The organism is Pacificibacter sp. (assembly GCF_039769035.1).
GTDB lineage: Bacteria > Pseudomonadota > Alphaproteobacteria > Rhodobacterales > Rhodobacteraceae > Celeribacter.
In genome coordinates this window covers 1-16,753 of the sequence record NZ_JBDMZG010000097.1, presented here as the reverse complement: position 1 = coordinate 16,753, position 16,753 = coordinate 1, and the positions used below count along the sequence as shown (strand labels likewise).

At 53.2% G+C, this 16,753-nt stretch carries 20 protein-coding genes and 1 pseudogene; 13 read left to right on the top strand and 8 right to left on the bottom strand.

Annotation, left to right across the window (positions count from 1 at the left end; all coding sequences use genetic code 11):
- Window positions 1-243, top strand: a pseudogene (locus tag ABF287_RS09155) (hypothetical protein); the annotation flags it as partial.
- A 37-nt stretch (window positions 244-280) separates the two neighbouring features.
- Entirely contained in the window at window positions 281-1,303 is a 1,023-nt protein-coding gene (locus tag ABF287_RS09150; protein WP_347184706.1) for a LacI family DNA-binding transcriptional regulator, read from the top strand.
- Between the two features lie 176 nt (window positions 1,304-1,479).
- Here the strand turns inward: ABF287_RS09150 and ABF287_RS09145 are convergent, their stop codons facing one another.
- On the bottom strand, window positions 1,480-1,959 hold the full coding sequence (locus ABF287_RS09145; protein WP_347184705.1) for a MarR family winged helix-turn-helix transcriptional regulator: 480 nt from the start codon (window positions 1,957-1,959) through the stop codon (window positions 1,480-1,482).
- A gap of 57 nt (window positions 1,960-2,016) precedes the next feature.
- Between ABF287_RS09145 and ABF287_RS09140 the strand changes: the two genes are divergently transcribed.
- A complete protein-coding gene (locus ABF287_RS09140) occupies window positions 2,017-2,385 on the top strand; it encodes a hypothetical protein (protein WP_347184704.1) in 369 nt (122 codons plus the stop codon).
- A gap of 10 nt (window positions 2,386-2,395) precedes the next feature.
- Here ABF287_RS09140 and ABF287_RS09135 read toward each other — a convergent pair whose 3' ends face one another.
- Window positions 2,396-2,998: a TetR/AcrR family transcriptional regulator gene (locus tag ABF287_RS09135; RefSeq protein ID WP_347184703.1), complete on the bottom strand. Its 603-nt coding sequence runs from the start codon at window positions 2,996-2,998 to the stop codon at window positions 2,396-2,398.
- 151 nt (window positions 2,999-3,149) lie between these two features.
- Here ABF287_RS09135 and ABF287_RS09130 point away from each other — a divergent pair, with 151 nt between their 5' ends.
- The 3 genes from ABF287_RS09130 to tig all read left to right on the top strand — a co-directional run bounded on the left by ABF287_RS09130 (window position 3,150) and on the right by tig (window position 5,802).
- Window positions 3,150-3,548, top strand: coding sequence for an MAPEG family protein (locus ABF287_RS09130; protein WP_347184702.1), 399 nt, complete (start codon window positions 3,150-3,152; stop codon window positions 3,546-3,548).
- A gap of 65 nt (window positions 3,549-3,613) precedes the next feature.
- Window positions 3,614-4,198, top strand: a complete 585-nt coding sequence (locus ABF287_RS09125; RefSeq protein ID WP_347184701.1) for a DUF6151 family protein — start codon at window positions 3,614-3,616, stop codon at window positions 4,196-4,198.
- A 275-nt stretch (window positions 4,199-4,473) separates the two neighbouring features.
- Window positions 4,474-5,802, top strand: coding sequence for a trigger factor (gene tig / locus ABF287_RS09120; RefSeq protein ID WP_347184700.1), 1,329 nt, complete (start codon window positions 4,474-4,476; stop codon window positions 5,800-5,802).
- Window positions 5,803-5,987: 185 nt separating this feature from the next.
- On the opposite strand, the gene ABF287_RS09115 is transcribed toward tig, so the two are convergent.
- The 5 genes from ABF287_RS09115 to rpsF all read right to left on the bottom strand — a co-directional run bounded on the left by ABF287_RS09115 (window position 5,988) and on the right by rpsF (window position 8,394).
- On the bottom strand, window positions 5,988-6,455 hold the full coding sequence (locus ABF287_RS09115) for a lytic transglycosylase domain-containing protein (RefSeq protein WP_347184699.1): 468 nt from the start codon (window positions 6,453-6,455) through the stop codon (window positions 5,988-5,990).
- A gap of 130 nt (window positions 6,456-6,585) precedes the next feature.
- Entirely contained in the window at window positions 6,586-6,969 is a 384-nt protein-coding gene (locus ABF287_RS09110) for a DUF1761 domain-containing protein (RefSeq protein ID WP_347184698.1), read from the bottom strand.
- A gap of 181 nt (window positions 6,970-7,150) precedes the next feature.
- Window positions 7,151-7,774 carry a 50S ribosomal protein L9 gene (rplI, locus tag ABF287_RS09105; protein ID WP_347184697.1) on the bottom strand — a complete coding sequence of 208 codons (624 nt, stop codon included), beginning with the start codon at window positions 7,772-7,774 and terminating at the stop codon, window positions 7,151-7,153.
- 12 nt (window positions 7,775-7,786) lie between these two features.
- Window positions 7,787-8,014: a 30S ribosomal protein S18 gene (gene rpsR, locus ABF287_RS09100; RefSeq protein WP_005852865.1), complete on the bottom strand. Its 228-nt coding sequence runs from the start codon at window positions 8,012-8,014 to the stop codon at window positions 7,787-7,789.
- Window positions 8,015-8,040: 26 nt separating this feature from the next.
- Window positions 8,041-8,394: a 30S ribosomal protein S6 gene (rpsF, locus tag ABF287_RS09095; RefSeq protein ID WP_347184696.1), complete on the bottom strand. Its 354-nt coding sequence runs from the start codon at window positions 8,392-8,394 to the stop codon at window positions 8,041-8,043.
- A gap of 403 nt (window positions 8,395-8,797) precedes the next feature.
- On the opposite strand from rpsF, the gene fabD reads away from it, so the two are divergent.
- From fabD to ABF287_RS09065, 6 genes are all read left to right on the top strand, one after another.
- Window positions 8,798-9,730, top strand: coding sequence for an ACP S-malonyltransferase (fabD, locus tag ABF287_RS09090; protein WP_347184695.1), 933 nt, complete (start codon window positions 8,798-8,800; stop codon window positions 9,728-9,730).
- 55 nt (window positions 9,731-9,785) lie between these two features.
- Window positions 9,786-10,523: a 3-oxoacyl-[acyl-carrier-protein] reductase gene (fabG, locus tag ABF287_RS09085; protein WP_347184694.1), complete on the top strand. Its 738-nt coding sequence runs from the start codon at window positions 9,786-9,788 to the stop codon at window positions 10,521-10,523.
- A 301-nt stretch (window positions 10,524-10,824) separates the two neighbouring features.
- The gene (locus ABF287_RS09080) at window positions 10,825-11,058 is read left to right on the top strand and encodes an acyl carrier protein (RefSeq protein ID WP_215945513.1); all 234 of its coding nucleotides are present in this window, start codon (window positions 10,825-10,827) and stop codon (window positions 11,056-11,058) included.
- 262 nt (window positions 11,059-11,320) lie between these two features.
- Window positions 11,321-12,583 carry a beta-ketoacyl-ACP synthase II gene (fabF, locus tag ABF287_RS09075; RefSeq protein WP_347184693.1) on the top strand — a complete coding sequence of 421 codons (1,263 nt, stop codon included), beginning with the start codon at window positions 11,321-11,323 and terminating at the stop codon, window positions 12,581-12,583.
- Window positions 12,583-13,752, top strand: coding sequence for an endolytic transglycosylase MltG (mltG, locus tag ABF287_RS09070; protein WP_347184692.1), 1,170 nt, complete (start codon window positions 12,583-12,585; stop codon window positions 13,750-13,752). The genes fabF and mltG overlap by 1 nt, the downstream gene beginning before the upstream one ends.
- 71 nt (window positions 13,753-13,823) lie before the next feature.
- The gene (locus ABF287_RS09065) at window positions 13,824-15,014 is read left to right on the top strand and encodes a hypothetical protein (RefSeq protein WP_347184691.1); all 1,191 of its coding nucleotides are present in this window, start codon (window positions 13,824-13,826) and stop codon (window positions 15,012-15,014) included.
- A 17-nt stretch (window positions 15,015-15,031) separates the two neighbouring features.
- Here ABF287_RS09065 and ABF287_RS09060 read toward each other — a convergent pair whose 3' ends face one another.
- Window positions 15,032-15,805, bottom strand: coding sequence for a potassium channel family protein (locus ABF287_RS09060; protein ID WP_347184690.1), 774 nt, complete (start codon window positions 15,803-15,805; stop codon window positions 15,032-15,034).
- Window positions 15,806-16,103: 298 nt separating this feature from the next.
- Between ABF287_RS09060 and ABF287_RS09055 the strand changes: the two genes are divergently transcribed.
- Window positions 16,104-16,753 (top strand): hypothetical protein (locus ABF287_RS09055; RefSeq protein ID WP_347184689.1); only part of this gene is annotated, 650 nt, incomplete at its 3' end.

The window sequence follows — 16,753 nt, the reverse complement described above, 5'->3', positions numbered from 1 at the left end:
TTTGGACTGTTTGGTTGGCTCGCCACCAAGCTGCGTCTTGAAGTTGCCCCTTTTATCATCGGCTTTATCTTGGGGCCATCTGCAGAGGTGTATTTTGTCAAAAGTCTTGAGTCATTTGGTGATCTGACGATCTTCTTTACCAAAAGTTGGATTGCAGGCGTTCTTTGGGTTTTAATACTTGGGTCGTTGCTTGGATCGATGTTCTTGAATCGCAAGAAACGGGGCCAAGATATGGCCAAATAGCCCTTGCATGAGCGCGCGCGATTTTCAATTATGGCACATGGCTAAAAGTGACATAACAAAAGCAGGCAAAGGCCAAGTGACGATGGCGGCAGTTGGTCGTATGGCTGGCGTTTCGCAGGTCACAGTGTCACGCGCGCTCTCACACCCTGATAAGGTGTCGCCTGAAACCCTGCGACGGATCAACGAAGCTATAAAGATGACCGGTTTTGTGCCCAATGCACTGGCTGGTGCACTTGCGTCGAAAAAATCGCGATTGATTTCGGCATTGATCCCATCTTTGACCAATGTGGTCTATTCCTCGTTTATCACTGCATTTTCTGAAAAATTCCGTGAACATGGGTATCAAATTTTGCTGTCAGAAACTGGGTTCGAGCAGTCAGCCGAAGAGGCGTTGATATCGACACACCTTTCGCGGCGCCCCGATGCTATTTTGCTGACCGGTATTCATCATAGCGTTCAGGCGCGCCGTATGCTTATGGGCGCGGGCATTCCCATTGTCGAAGTTTGGGACATCACAGACAGCCCAGTTGAAATGTGTGTCGGCTTTGATCACGTCGAAGCAGGACACCGTGCGGCAGATTTTTTGTTTGATCAAGGGAACGTGCAGGCGGCCACCATCACGGCTCAAGACGAGCGCGCACGCCGACGGCAAGCTGCATTCTCTGAGCAATTTACGCGCCGCGGTGGAGCGATTGTTGGCGACGCCAATACCGGCGGTCCCGCCAGTATTCGCGCAGGACGGCAAGCTCTGACGCACCTTATTGAGCAGCACGGCCTCACCTCTGGTGCGATCTTTTGTAGTTCGGATTTTCTGGCGCAAGGTGCGCTGATCGAGGCCCAAGCGAGGGGTATCTCTGTTCCGGATGAACTAGCCATTATGGGGTTCGGTGATCAAGATTACGCGCAAGATCTAGAGCCCGCGCTGACCACCGTTGCCATTGATCGCACCCGTCTTGGATGCGAAGCCGCAGATGCTTTGTTGGCGCGCATTGATGAAACTGGCCAGCCTGTCGCCGTCAATAACATTGGCTTCAAGATCGTAAAACGCGCCTCTGCTTAGATGTGAAAACTAGAGCGTGTATGTCAGCTTTAGAAATCGTTGTTTGCACAGTGTGACGCGTTTAGCGGCGCTTCATTTGCAGACTTAAAATAGGTTGCGACATATTCCATTAGGTTTTGCCCGCGCGTATCGGTAGCGCAAGGCTTGCGCCGCGCAAGGGTCTTGCGATGTGCTGCTCAGGCATTTGGAGCGTCGGGGTCAAAGTTCAACACGTCGCGGACTGCGGCCAGTTTTTCTGCGCCAAACGTCTGCATCAGCTGAGTGTCTAGAGTGAGAAAATGAGCTCTGGCGCAGGCCATCATCCGCTCACCTTCATCTGTGAAAACAATGACGCGTTGATTGCCGAGCTCGGCGTCGGGCTGGGTCGTAAGCCAGCCGGCCGCCTCAAGGTCTTTGACTGTTTTGTGCACAGCTTGTCTCGAAATCCGCAGTCTGCGCGCCAATTCGGCTGCGAAATTTGCTCCGCAATCCAATGACCCTAAGAACGTGAGCTGACCAGATTTTAGCTCCGGAAAGCCGTCGTCGTGCAGTCTGGACAGCAGCCAGTGAACCATGCGGTCGCGAAAGGAATCTGCTGCTTGCGTGAAGGACAGCGCATGACTGTCGACCAGTTCATATCCTGCATTTGGAGACAATCTTGTAAACTCGGTTGACATGTTGTGTTCCTTCGGTATTTTGTCAACTAAGTTAACAAGGTGCGGTAAGGAATACAAATGCTACGACATGTCTTAAGAGCGAATGCTGCGTCATGCGGTGTCTTTGGTGCGATCTTCGCCTGTTTTGCCACGGGTGCCTCTGCCTTTATTGGTGATCCTCCTGTCGTTGTGTTGCAGGTTCTGGGCGTTGGTCTGTTGGTGAATGCCGTCGCATTGGTTTGGACAAGTTTGCGTACAAAGCCTGAAAGGCTTCTTATTTTGGCCTTTGCAGTGGGGGACATGGTGTGGGTCTTAGCGACTTTGGTTTTGCTGATCGGCGGAATTTGGATTTTGACGCTCAGTGGCATAGTGTGGGCTATTTGTGTTGCCATATTTGTGGGCGCTTGTGGCGCACTGCAGTGGAAGCTCGCGCCACACAAGCAATAGGGCAGGCGGCTCATTCGGGATCGGGTGTTTGTAGCCGCAAAAGCGACTCAGCGATCCCTGCGGCCATTTGTGCCCCAGCGCCGTTCGTGCCTGAGGTGCGTATAAATGTATTAAGCCCAAGGATGCTGGCCAAAAGCCCCTCTGCCACACCTGCGACATCCACCGACTTCGGTAATGCACCAGTGTCTTGCGATTCTGTCAGCGCCAATGTGAATGCGGTGCGCAGCGTGTCAAAGTATCGTTCGGATCGCGCCGCAATGTCGGGATCTGTGGCGCCGAACTCTGTCAAAGCGTTCACCATCAAACAGCCGAACCGCCCTTGCGCCGGCATCTGCTCGTCATCTGCGCGCATGTGAAAAAATGCGGCGATTCCAGCGATGCCGCGCCCATCCATCGACGCGCTGATCCACGGCAGAAGCTCATCAAGGTAGTGATCAAGGGTCATCAGAAACAACGCTTTCTTGCCCCCGTATGTCGTTTGCAAGGTGAATCTGGTGATGCCGCTTCGCTCCTCCAGATCGCGCGTGCTCATGCCTGCGTAACCGCATTCCATGAAGGCGAGGCCCGCCGCGCGCAGGGCTGTTTCACTATCAAGTTTCCGTGATCTGGCCAAAATTACATACCCATCTCTTGACGTCTATCCAATTGACTAGATAAATCTATCCAATCGACTAGATACTACTCACTTGAACGCCTAAATGCAACTCCCCGCGACGCTACGGCGCCAAAGCCCAACACGTCGCAAGTTAAAAGAGAGAATACCGATGACACCTATCGCAGCACTTTGCGCCTACGCCGTGATCTCCATCGCGATGATCGGATTTCAGATCATGTACACCTATGCCACGCAGGGCTTCGGTTTTGGGTTCTCTGCCAATCGACCCGCAGTGCCGCTGTCTGCCTTTGGGGTTCGGGTCGGTCGGGCTGTGCAAAACCAAACCGAAAGCGCCGCCTATATTGTGCCTGTACTGGTCGCTGCTCAGTTTCTTGGCCTCACGGACAGTACCACCTCGACATTGCTCCTTTTGATCGTTCTGGGCAGGGCTGCCTTTGCCATTCTGTACTACACCGGCATTCCGTTTGTCCGTGTGCCGGCGTTTGTTTGCGGCACAATGCCGAGCTTGTACCTTGCGGTGGTGATGTTGATGACTGCGGCCGCGTGACATTCGTCAACCGAACATGCATATGCTAACAACGCCCCAACATTCTTCCCGTCAGGAGCCCTCACTTGTGTGATCTCACTCTCAGCTGCCAGTGTGGCACCGTCAAAGGCATCGCGAAAACAGTGACGCCATCTTCAAGCAATCGAGTGGTCTGTTATTGCAGCGATTGTCAGGCATTTGCGCGTGAACTCGGTGCGGAAGATCGTGTGTTGAATGAATTTGGGGGAACCGAGCTTTTCCAACTCGCACCCGCGCGGGTGCAGTTGACCCAAGGTCATGACCATATCGCTTGTTTGCATATATCCGAGAAGGGGACTTTTCGATGGTACGCGGCGTGCTGCAATACGCCGATTGGGAACACCGTTTCGCCCAAATTCCCAATGATTGGACTTATCCATGCTTTTGTCGAAACGGATCTGGAGACAAAAGCCGAAGACCTCGGGCCTGTGCGGGCGCATTGTCAAACCCAATACGCTTGGGACAATTGGCCATCGGATCAAAAACGCAACGCATTCCCGCTTGGCATATCCCTTAGGTTGATGGGTCTGGTCTTAAGTTGGAAGCTGCGCGGGCGCGGCAGTCCCAATCCGCTGTTCACCCAAGCGGGCGCACCAATAGCACAGCCGCGCAAAGTTGAGCGCAAAGCGTAAACCATTCAGCACAGGCCGGCGAACTGTGGGCCTGTGCCGTCACAGGCAACCACACAGGGCATTGTGGCGCCGCCACCGATATTTGCACAAATCGTGGCGGTGAAACGATAGAAACCCCTACAAATCGGCTCATAAACGGCGACCATGGGCGCGGTCTGTGGAATCGTCTTGCATGCGCGCAAATGACACCCTAGAAGAACCCCTGATTTATAAGGCTGCCTCATGGGTGGTCTGAGGATGACGTAAAGTCTAGACGAACAATAAAGGACGCCAACATGCAGGTCACCGAGACCCTCAACGAAGGTCTGAAGCGCGGCTATCAGATCACTATCACTGCAGCTCAGCTTGACGAAAAAGTAAACGCAAAGCTCAAAGAAGCGCAGCCAGAAATCGAAATGAAGGGTTTCCGCAAAGGCAAAGTGCCTATGGCGATGCTCAAAAAGCAATTCGGTCCAAAAGTTCTTGGCGAAGCGATGCAAGAATCTGTTGATGCGGCTATGTCCGATCACTTTGAAACATCCGGCGACCGCCCTGCGGGCCAGCCAGACGTCAAAATGGACGGCGGCGAAGACTGGAAAGAAGGCGACGACGTTGTTGTTAACGTGACATACGAAGCGCTTCCAGAAATTCCAGAGGCTGATCTGTCCGACGTGAAACTCGAAAAACTCGTTGTGAAAGCCACAGACGAAGAAGTGAACGAAGCCCTCGCAAACCTCGCGAAAACAGCTCAGAACTTCGAAACCAAAGACGGCGAAGCGGCTGACGGCGACCAAGTTGTGTTTGACTTCTTGGGCAAAGTTGACGGCGAAGCATTCGACGGTGGCGCAGCTGAAGATTACCCACTCGTTTTGGGGTCCGGCTCTTTCATCCCAGGCTTTGAAGAGCAGCTCGTAGGCTCAAAAGCTGGCGAAGAGAAAAACGTCGAAGTGACATTCCCTGAGGAATACGGCGCAGAAAACCTTGCTGGCAAAGCTGCTGTTTTCGAATGCAAAATCAAAGAGGTGAAAGCCCCTGCAGATGCTGCAATCGATGACGAATTGGCCAAAAAATTCGGCGCAGAAGATCTTGCAGCTTTGACAGCTCAAGTATCCGAGCGTCTTGAAGGCGAATACGCTGGTGCGTCTCGCGCGATCATGAAGCGTGCGCTTCTTGACCAGCTCGACGGCAAAGTGTCTTTCGAACTTCCACCGTCACTGGTCGAAGCTGAAGCGAACCAAATCGCGCACCAGCTGTGGCACGAAGACAACCCAGAAGTTGAAGGTCACGATCACCCTGAGATCGAGACAACTGAAGAGCACACGTCTTTGGCTGAACGCCGCGTGCGTTTGGGTCTCTTGTTGGCTGACCTCGGTCAGAAACAAGAAATCGAAGTTACAGATGCTGAGCTGACACAAGCGGTTATGAACCAAGCGCGTCAGTACCCAGGTCAAGAGCGTCAGTTCTTTGAATTCGTTCAACAAAACCCACAAATGCGCCAGCAACTCCAAGCGCCAATCTTTGAAGACAAAGTTGTCGACTGGATCGCTGAAAACGCTGACGTGACAGAAAAAGAAGTCTCTAAAGAAGACCTCGAAAAAGCTGTCGAAGCGCTCGACGACGCATAACCGCGAGGCGCGGTGGCCAGTATTGATACCGCGATGATAGGTTGTTAGAAATTAAGGCCGCTCCTTTTGTTAGGGGCGGCCTTTTTTTATAGGGTAATTTTAACTTCGGCGTTGGTGCGCTGGTGGCTATAAATCTATCCAGTTTGAGTTGAGGGTCGACCTGTTGGTCGAACCGTCGCGGGGCCTTAGCTACGCAGCCCCGTTTCATACAAAAGCCCAAGCCGCTTAGCCTCATAGTAATAGCCGCGCGCGTACCAGCCCATAGCGTCTTCAATATCACCGCCAGACACCAAATAGGCGCCCTTGAGATATTTGCCCGCGTATTTCAGGTTCACATCTGGATCTAGCAATGACTCTGGGGAACCGCGATGGCCCATGGTGCGTGCGGTCTGGGGGAGGATTTGCAGCAATCCCCAGTACGGCCCATTGCGCGCCCACGGGCGGTGCGTGCTTTCGCGTACGGCTTGGCGATGGACCAACTCGCGCGGGATGTCATAAAAATCAGCCCATTTGTTGATCAATGCGCGCAGCTCAGGCGTCTCATTTGGAAACAAGGGCGGGTTATACCCACGTCGTGAGACGTTCTTGTCCCGACGCCCACAGGCCGCCAGTGCCAAAGCGGATAACATAAAGGTACGACGGGGAAGTTGCATTTTGGTCTCCTGATTAGATGTTCAGATACTGACCCAATCCGCCCGTAAGCAAAAGTGCCAATCTGGTCAAAAGCAAAAGGCCGCCCAATGACGGACGGCCTTTGATCTTTTCTTATGAGTTGCCAGAAGTTTAAAGCAGCCCTTGGCAGAGGATCATCACCACGCCAGCAATAACGATAAAGCCAAAGTCAATCGCGATTGCTTCGTTGGACTTTTTCACAAATGCCCCTGCAGAGGTCACAAACAACGCCGCCGCAAGGATGGCGAAGAGGGCGGTGAACAAGGCGCTTGTGGTGGCAGTGATGCCCACAACGATTGAGAGGGTCAGAAGAGCGACAAATTGCGCGACCATGGCAAAGATAGGCATGGAACTGGCTGACCCAAGTTCGACGCCAGAGCCCTCGGCCCATTTTTTGCCGAAGAGCGGCCCGTACCAAATCCAGCCGACCAAAAACGCCACAATGGCGCCGACAATGACAGCAAGAATGTTGAAAGGTTCCACTGTGGTTTCCATGATGTAGGTCCTTCGGATTGTGAGTGTTGTCTTAGAATGTCACGCAAAGGGCCTCAAAAGCAATGACAGAGCTTTCCCGTGCAATGCTCGCCAGTTCGCTCGGGGCAGGGCGTTTGGCTGCGCGCATAAAAAAAGGCCCCGCACAAGCGAGGCCTTTCTAATACGTAACTGCGCAGGAAGATTACTCTTCTTCAGCAGCCTCAGCTGTTTCAGCAGCAGGTGCTTCGTCGTCACCAAAGTCTTCGTCAGCGGCTGCGCCGATTTCGTCGAACAATTCGGAGATTTCGAATTCAGCTTCTGCTTCAGCTTCTGCTGCGAGTTGCTGAATGGATTTACCTTCAGCTTGCAGTTCAGCTTCTTCAGTGGAGCGTGCAACGTTCAGAACGATGGTTGCTTCAACTTCAGCGTGAAGAACAACAGCAACTTCGTGAAGACCCAAATCTTTGATTGGAGCTTTCAAAGCAACCTGTTTGCGATCCACTGTGAAGCCTTCAGCTTCAGCAGCTTCAGCCGCGTCACGAGGTGTGACGGAACCGTAGAGCGCACCAGAGTCAGACGCAGAGCGAATGATAACGAACTGCTGTCCGTCCAATTTCGCAGCAGCTGCTTCTGCTTCTTTTTTGGTCTCTAAGTTACGTGCTTCAAGCTGAACTTTTTGTGCTTCGAAAGATGCGATGTTTGCATCGTTCGCACGAAGAGCTTTTGCTTGTGGCAACAAGAAGTTGCGCGCGTAGCCGTCTTTTACTGCAACAACATCGCCCATTTGGCCGAGTTTTGCGACGCGTTCAAGAAGGATAACTTTCATTGTATAAGCCCCTTACTTAACAGCGTATGGCAGAAGCGCGAGGAAACGAGCGCGTTTGATGGCACGAGCCAATTCACGCTGTTTTTTCGCAGATACTGCAGTGATACGGGATGGAACGATTTTGCCACGCTCAGAGATGTAGCGTTGCAAAAGACGTGTGTCTTTGTAATCGATCGCAGGTGCATTGTCGCCAGAGAATGGGCAGACTTTGCGGCGGCGGAAGAATGGTTTAGCGGCCATGATGTGGTCCTTTCCTTAGCTGACGATTAACGACGTTCACGGCGCGGTTCGCGCTCGTCACGTTTTTGCATCTGAACGGATGGACCTTCAGCGTGCTCGTCAACTTTGATGGTCAAGATACGCATCACGTCGTCGTGCAGGCGCATAAGGCGTTCCATTTCAAGAATACCAGCAGAAGGGGACTCAGTACGCATGAACGCGTAGTGACCTTTGCGGTTCTTGTTGATTTTGTAGGCCATCGTTTTGACGCCCCAGTATTCAGAGAAAACGACTTTGCCGCCGTTGTCTGCAAGAACAGTTGAGAAGTGCTCAACAAGGCTCTCGGCTTGTGCGTTGGACAAGTCCTGACGCGAAATGAAGACATGCTCGTATAGTGGCATGAGAGCTCCAGTGCTATTAAAGCGCATTTCATAGGTCCGAGCATTTTCCGTTTCCACGTGCTCGACCACGAGAGACTGCGCTGGTTCATATCAGTGCGGAACGGATGTGCCCTTATACGGGCCAAACGCAAGAACGCAAGGGGTTTGCGGCCCTTTTGAGCGTCTTATTGCGCGGTTTTTCAAGTGTCATTAAATTTAGCATCTGTTTCGATTGCATTTGACGATGTCCGCCGCGTTTCCAACGGTGTTTTGCACCCAAATGAGCTGAAAACAATGGGGTTTTGGCGCCCGTTTGACTTGCCGTAGGCGGCGCAGATCGTTAGACCCGTTAGAACAGGTCGTTATGGCCTCGTTCATTGAGAAACGCAGTTGAACAAACGCAGTATAAAAACACAGGGGCAAAATGATGCGCGCATTGGTTTTTCCAGGGCAGGGTGCCCAAACGATTGGTATGGGCAAGGCACTTGCAGAGGCTTACCCAGAAGCGAAAGCTGTTTTTGATGAAGTGGATGACGCACTTGGTGAAAAACTGTCCGCCCTTGTTTGGGAAGGTGACGCGGAGACGTTGACGCTGACGCAAAACGCACAACCCGCTTTGATGGCGACATCATTGGCGGCGATGCGCGCCCTTGAAGCTGAAGGCTTGGGGCTTGAGCAGGCGTCATATGTGGCGGGGCATTCGCTTGGTGAATATTCCGCTTTGGCCGCCGCTGGGGCGTTGACCATTGCTGACACGGCACGTTTGTTGCGCACACGTGGTTTGGCAATGCAGCAGGCTGTGCCCGTTGGCGTTGGCGCTATGGCGGCTTTGCTTGGCCTCGATTTCGAGACTGTGAAAGAGGTTGCCGATGAAGCTGCTGAGGACGGCGAAGTTGTGCAGGCGGCCAACGACAATGATCCAGGTCAGGTTGTTGTGTCAGGACATAAAGCTGCCGTTGAACGCGCCTGCGAGATTGCCAAAGCCAAAGGCGCAAAACGCGCTGTCTTGTTGCCAGTCTCCGCACCGTTCCATTGTGCATTGATGGAGCCTGCCGCGAAGGTGATGGCGGAAGCGCTTGATGATGTTGATATTTTGACGCCAAGCGTGCCTTTGGTTGCCAATGTCCGCGCCGCGGCTGTGACAGATCCCGCGGTGATCCGTTCGCTTTTGGTTGAGCAGGTGACTGGATCCGTGCGCTGGCGCGAAAGCGTCGGCTTTATGGCTGAAAACGGTGTGACTGAGATCTTTGAGGTGGGCGCGGGCAAAGCGCTGTCAGGCATGATCCGCCGCATCGAACGCTCAATCGCTTGTAGTGCTGTTGGCTCGCCCGACGATATCGCCAAGCTCAAAGGCTAGTCCGAAAAAAACATAGAACGAGGGCTTCGAGCCTTTTCTGAGGAAGGAATATTACATGTTTGATCTTACAGGTAAAAACGCACTTATCACTGGCGCGTCTGGTGGCATCGGTGGCGAAATCGCCAAGGCACTGCACGCGGCTGGCGCAACCGTTGGTCTGTCTGGCACGCGCGTTGAACCGCTCGAAGCTTTGGCGGCTGAACTTGGCGAGCGCGCGCATGTTTTGCCGTGCAATTTGAGCGATAAAGACAGTGTTGTGGCATTGCCGAAAGCGGCAGCAGAAGCCATGGGGTCTGTTGATATTTTGGTAAACAACGCAGGTATCACCCGCGACAACTTGTTTATGCGCATGTCAGATGACGAGTGGGACAGTGTTTTGAACGTGAACCTCACATCTACCATGCGTCTGTGTAAGGGCGTTCTGCGTCCGATGATGAAGGCGCGTTGGGGCCGGATCATCAACATCTCAAGCATCGTGGGCGCGACAGGTAACCCTGGTCAGGGCAACTATGCGGCGTCTAAAGCGGGCGTTGTGGGCATGTCGAAGTCATTGGCCTACGAAGTCGCATCGCGCGGGATCACTGTAAACTGTGTGGCACCGGGTTTTATCGCCACTGCGATGACAGACAAGTTGACTGATGATCAAAAAGAGAAAATCAACACGCAGATTCCTGCTGCCCGCATGGGGACGCCCAAAGAAATCGCAGCCTCTGTGCTATATCTTGCTTCTGACGAAGCGGGCTACACCACCGGCGCGACGGTTCACGTCAATGGCGGTATGGCAATGCTCTAAGGCTTTTATGGTTTAAGGGCGCAACGGTGTCTGAAACCGTCAGCGAGATGCTCCTATAAGGACTGTCGGTTTTGCGGAAATTTTCAGACCTGCCCTTGAACCATAGCTGCTATGTGCTCAAATCAGTACAAATCGTTTGCCACTGGTAAACTTTGTGCTATTAGCACGCAAGAATTCGCAGTGGGGACACTTTGTCGCCGCGATAAAGTTCCGTAGGTTCCAATTGGGAGCTGCGGTGTTTTGAAAGGCCCGAGGGCCACTTTAAGCTGGGCATCGGGTCCACAAACTATGAGGAAATATCATGAGCGACATTTCAGATCGTGTAAAAAAGATCGTTGTTGAGCATCTCGACGTCGAAGAAGACAAAGTAACAGAGACAGCGTCTTTCATCGACGACCTTGGCGCAGACAGCCTTGACACTGTTGAGCTGGTTATGGCGTTCGAAGAAGAATTCGGCATTGAAATCCCAGACGATGCAGCTGAAACAATCCAAACATTCGGCGATGCAGTTAAATTCATCACTGAAGCTTCCTAAGTTTACCACTTAGATAGGTTTAAATGCGGCGTCCTTCGGGGCGCCGTTTTTGTTTCAATACTATAGATTGGTCGGGCGCGAACAGATTCGGCGTGATACACTGCCGATATGCGAAAACGCGCCACATATATTGCAATTCTTTGAAAAGCGTCGATATCTGGTTGGTAAAGACCAACTGATTTTGCGTCTGAACTGCGGCGGGGTCTTTCATCACTCGCCAAGGGCGTGTATTGATAAAGCGATCAAAAATGAGGGGGCCGAAATGCGCCGAGTAGTTGTCACAGGACTTGGAATGGTATCACCACTTGCGTGTGGTGTTGAGGAAACTTGGACACGTTTGCTGGCAGGTGAATCCGCCGCAGGCACAATCCAACGATTTGATGCGAGCCATCTGGGCACGGATTACGCTTGCGAAGTAAAGCGCGGCGACGGCACAGACGGCACATTCAATCCGAGCGATTGGATGGCTCCAAAAGAGCAAAAGAAAGTCGATGACTTTATTTTGTTCGGTGTCGCGGCTGCAGAACAGGCTTTGACTGACGCCGATTGGAAGCCTGAGGGCGAAGAAGATTTGCTGCGTACTGGCGTTTTGCTTGGCTCAGGCATCGGTGGATTGTCATCAATTGCGGACACCGCGATTATACTGAAGGAAAAAGGCCCACGCCGTGTATCGCCGTTCTTTATTCCCGGCTCATTGATCAACCTGATTTCTGGTCAAGTCTCTATCAAGTACGGTTTCAAAGGCCCGAATCATTCTGTTGTGACAGCCTGTTCAACAGGGGCGCATGCCATCGGCGATGCGGCGCGTTTGATCCAATGGGGCGATGCAGAGGTGATGGTTGCAGGCGGTGCGGAAGCGGCGATCTGTGAGATTGGCATCGCGGGCTTTAACGCATGTAAAGCGCTATCCACCAAACGCAGCGATGACCCAAAATCGGCTTCACGTCCTTACGACGAAGACCGCGATGGGTTCGTCATGGGTGAGGGCGCTGGCGTCGTTGTATTGGAAGAATTTGAGCACGCGAAAGCACGGGGCGCGAAAATTTACGCCGAAGTTGTTGGCTACGGCCTGTCTGGCGACGCGTACCACATTACGGCACCTGCCTCTGATGGTGACGGCGGTTTCCGCGCGATGAAAGCCGCGCTGGACCGTGCGGGCCTTGAACCATCCGATGTGGATTACATCAATGCGCATGGTACATCGACCATGGCCGATACGATTGAACTTGGCGCCGTTGAGCGTCTGCTGGGCGATGCCGCAAGCAAGGCGACAATGTCGTCGACAAAATCATCTATTGGTCACCTGTTGGGCGCTGCGGGCGCGGTTGAGGCGATTTTCTCAATCTTGGCCATTCGCGACCAGGTTGCGCCGCCAACGATCAACTTGGACAACCCAGCTGTTGAGTCCAAATTGGACCTTGCTCCAAACAAAAAAGTTGAACGCGAAATCAATGTCGCTTTGTCCAATTCCTTTGGGTTTGGCGGCACAAATGCGTCGTTGGTGCTTAAGAAGGTTACCGACTGATGTGGCGAGCCATCGCTTCTAATGCCCTGTCTTTACTGATTGTCGCCCTTGCCATCTTGGCAGGGGTGATTGCATGGGGCAAAGGGCAATACACGGCCGAAGGTCCGCTGACCTCGGCGATTTGTCTTCGGGTTGAACCCGGATCGAACATGACCCGTGTATCCAAACAATTGGAACGCCAAGGGGCTGTATCCAACGGTTCGATCTTTCGTATCGGTGCGGATTACATGGACAAAGGCAGTCTGCTTAAAGCGGGCGCGTTTTTGATCCCTGAAAAAGCCTCAATGACAGAGATCGTAGACATTGTGACACGCGGCGGTGCCTCAAGCTGTGGCACGGAGATCGTGTACCGGATCGGCGTCAATCGCACAGATGTTTTGGTGCGTGAACTCGATCCTGCGACAGGATCTTATGCGAAGGTGGCTGATTTTTACCCTGATGTGACAGGCAATGAAGCGACAGAGGTGCCGGCAGAGTACATCAAAATGCGCGATGCCAGCGACACGCGGTACCGCATTTCTGTGGCTGAGGGCACAACTGTGTGGCGTGTCCTTGAAAGTCTCAAAGGCGTTGATTTTATTTCTGGGTCTATTGAAGATGATGAAAAGCCAGTCGAGGGCTCATTGGCCCCTGACAGCTATGAAGTCAAAGTGGGCTCTGATGTTGATGACTTGGTGGCACGTATGGTGGCGACACAGGACAAACGCATTGCTGAGATTTGGGCAAAACGTACAGATGATTTGCCGATTTCTTCGCCCGAAGAAATGCTCGTTTTGGCGTCTATCATTGAAAAAGAAACCGGCGTTCCAACAGAGCGCCGCCAAGTGGCAAGCGTTTTTGTAAACCGGTTGAATCAGGGTATGAGGCTGCAAACGGATCCGACAGTTGTGTATGACGCATCCGAAGGCAGAGGTGTTTTGGGCCGTGGTTTGCGCCGGTCTGAACTGCAAGGCAATACGCCTCACAATACATATGTGATTCCGGGGCTGCCCCCGAGCCCGATCGCCAACCCTGGTTTGGCATCTCTTGAGGCCGCCGTGGATCCCGATGAAACGCCGTATATCTTCTTTGTGGCAGATGGAACCGGTGGTCATGCCTTTGCTGTGACCTTGGCGGACCATAACGCAAATGTCGCGAAGTGGCGCGAGATTGAAAAAGCGAAACAGTAAATGAATCGCAGAAAACGGATCATAAGGGGGCGCACATTTGATGCGCCCCTTTGCATTTGAAAGGCATATTGATGCAATCCATCGGTATCTTTGTGGCGACCGTTTTGGTCGCCGCACTTCTGCTCTGGCCACGACTGTCACGTGCGCCGCTTTGGCGCGCGTCTGTTACGCCGTTGGCCTCTATCATTGGCAGTGGTTTTTTGGTTTTAGGGCCCATTCTGGCGCTGTCATATGGTGCGTGGACACCTGTTGCGATGGCGGCGCTGTGCGCAGCATCATACGCCATTGGCGCAGCAATTCGGTACAATATCATGTCATTGGAACGCGTTGCGCATGGCCCTAAGTCGGCACGTGTTGAAACACTCGCGTCTTGGGTACTGGCCTTCGCCTATATTGTGTCTGTGGCCTATTACCTCAATTTGCTCGGGGCCTTTGCGGTCAGCTTGACGCCGTGGGACTCAGCGTTGGCTGGTCGGTACGTGACCTCGGCAGTGTATGCGTTGATCTTGATTGTCGGCTGGACCAAAGGATTTCGTGCGCTTGAAAGGCTTGAACAAATTTCAGTCGGTCTCAAGCTGTCGATTATCGGCGGATTATTGTTTGGTCTGGGCTGGTTCTTTGCGGGGACTGCGCAAAATGGCGCGCTTGTTTTGGCGCCTGCCTCCACAACGGGTTGGGCGGGCATCGGATTGTTGTTCGGGCTTTTGGTCACGGTACAAGGGTTCGAAACCTCACGGTATTTGGGCCAAACCTATGATGCTCAAACGCGCGTCAAATCCATGCGCGTTGCGCAATGGGTCTCGACCACGATCTATATGATTTACGTCGTTTTCATCGCTTATGTTTTTCATTCCAACGACATCGAAACGTCGGAGACCGCCATCATTGACATGATGGCATTGGTCGCGCCTTTGTTGCCGCTTATGTTGGTGGTCGCTGCTTTGGCGGCGCAGTTTTCCGCGGCCGTGGCCGATACGTCTGGCGCGGGGGGATTGATCTCTGAGCTGACGCGCGGGCGGGTGCCAGTCAAAATTGGCTATGGGATTTTGGTCGCCTTTGGGATCGCGATCACTTGGGGCGCTGATGTATTTCAGATCATTTCTTGGGCGTCCAAAGCTTTCGCTGCTTATTATGCCTTACAAGCTGCCATCGCAGCGGGGCTTGCCCGACGTGATGGCAAAGGGCGGGGGACAGTGCTTGCCTTTGGCGCCATCGCAGCGCTGGCAGCTGCCGCCGCGCTACTGGGCTCGGCCGTGGAATAGGGCGCAAGCTTAAGCGCTTAGTGCAGGCCTTCGGTTTCGATGTGCACAAATTCGCCGCAATGCTTGCAATGTACTGCGTCCGCATCGTGCAGGCGCAGGCCGCATGTGCTGCATTGCACTTTGACCTTTGACGGGCGGAACAGCACTTGCGCGAGACGTAAGAACAAGGTCACCCCAAAGAACATCACCGCAATCGACACCATGCGGCCCGATGTGCCCTCAAGCGTGATGTCGCCAAAGCCGGTTGTCGTGAGGGTGGTGATGGTGAAATACAGCGCGTCCGCATAGTTGCGAATATGGGGGTTGTGGCCATGCTCAAGCGCATAGATCAGTCCTGTGGTGACGAAAATGAACACCGCGAGATTGATCAGGGCAACAATGACTTCTTCGTGTTTGCGAAAAAGTTTAAAGTCCACGCGGAGCCGGTTCATCAGTTGATAGGTGTGCAGCAGCCGCAGCGTGCGCAGAATTCTCAGGAACCCAAGGCCTTCGCCCGCAAGAGGGGCGAGAAACGACACCATCGCGGCAATATCTGCCAATGTGGACAGGCGCGTGAGGTAGAAGAGCTTCTTCTTGGCGACGAAAACCCGTGACGCGAAGTCGAGCAAGATTAAGGCGCCAAACATCAAATCGGCGTACCCAATCCAATCTTCGCGCGTGATAAATGACGTCATAATCACAAAGCAAATCGTTGTGAGGTCAAACGCCAATAGCGCGTAACGAAACCTATGCGCGCGGACGGTCGTGCCTTCGTAAAGTTCGTGAAGAAGGGTGGAGAGTTTTCCCGACATAATGTGCCTTGAGTTTGAGCCTAAGGCGTTGATGAGGGAAAGGTGTTTTGTTTTCAAGTCAATTGCACGGCAAGCCGTTGCACTCGGGGGCAATATGTTAGCATAAATGTGGGCGGGCGTGCGCGTAGCGCGCCAAATGGAGGACGACCTATGCCGCGTTGGAACGCTGATACTCAAAACCCCGGACCCTTGCTTCCAACCGAGCTTCCAAAGCCCTTACCCCATGATCAAGGTGCGCGCGGTGAAAGGTGATTGGCATTAGCATTCACGCCACAGCAAAGATTCAAGCAACAATCCTATGTCAAAAATTATCGGTTTTGCCGAGGCTCAGGGGTTTGATTATCTGGTCGTCACCGACCACGACGTACATGTTGCTGGGGCTGTCGCCGCGCGCACATGGGCCGACCCTGACTATCGTTCAGACAGTGTGCTGCTGTATTATGGGGCGGAGCTTACGGCGCCGCGTGGCCATGTGAACTTCTTTGCGCCCGAACCATACGACCACCAACGGATTTTCGACGCTCGCAATGCGCGCGACTGGACTTTGCTGGCGCTCAAAGAAGAGATGGGATTGCACCTATCTGCCAACCACCCCAACAAAAGCAATCATTACGGGTACTCCTTTGATATTGCTGATTTAATTGAGGTTTGGAACACAAGTCAGTGGTCAGTGAACATTCCCAATGTGCGCATTTGGGACGATATGCTGTTGTCTGGGCGGATGCTCGGTGCGCGCGGTGGCAGTGATAGCCATCACGGACGCCCTGAGGGAGATGACGTGATCGCAGAGCGGAGTTTTGAGGCAGAGGTGAACTACGTTGGAACGCCGACGACATGGATCTTTGCCAAATCTCGTACCAAGGAAGACATCCTCATCGCTCTGGAGCAGGGGCGCGCGTCCATCAGTGCCAATCCAAACAATCCAAGGGTCGAGCTCTTTGCATCCTT